The 471-nt window shown below is 63.1% G+C and carries 1 protein-coding gene; it reads left to right on the plus strand.

The features are described 5' to 3' along the window. Positions 1-471, plus strand: a 471-nt coding sequence (locus RCF13_RS09990; RefSeq protein WP_308141113.1) for a flagellin hook IN motif-containing protein, incomplete at both ends; no start/stop codon positions are given.

A 471-nucleotide genomic window follows, 5' to 3' on the forward strand; every position in this document is an offset into this window, starting at 1 on the left:
CAGACGAGCACTGCCGCAGTGGTGGCTGATGCTGCGGAGTCGGACGGCAAGATCACCGGCATGGAGATCAATGGCGTCGCCATCGCTGATGTGAGCTTCAAGGCCGGCGCAACAGCCAGCGACATCAACAACGGCATCGTCAACGCGATCAATGACAAGATGGACCAGACCGGCGTCTACGCCAAGCTGGACAAGGACGGCAATCTGGAGCTCACCTCGCTGAAGTCGGGCAAGGATTTCACCTTCACCGCCGGCACTGCCGACGGCGGCGGCACTCCGGACGCTGACCCCGCCAATCCGCCGGCCGATCTGGCCATTGACTTCGCTGGTATCGGCGGCACTGCCACCGCGGTTGTCGCTTCGGAGAAGAAGACCGTCGCCGACCTGGACATCACCACGGTGGAAGGCGCCCAGCGCGCTCTGTCCATCGTTGACGATGCATTGACTTCGGTGAACTCCTCGCGTGCCGAC

This window comes from Stenotrophomonas maltophilia group sp. RNC7 (genome assembly GCF_030910085.1).
Taxonomy (GTDB): domain Bacteria; phylum Pseudomonadota; class Gammaproteobacteria; order Xanthomonadales; family Xanthomonadaceae; genus Stenotrophomonas; species Stenotrophomonas sepilia.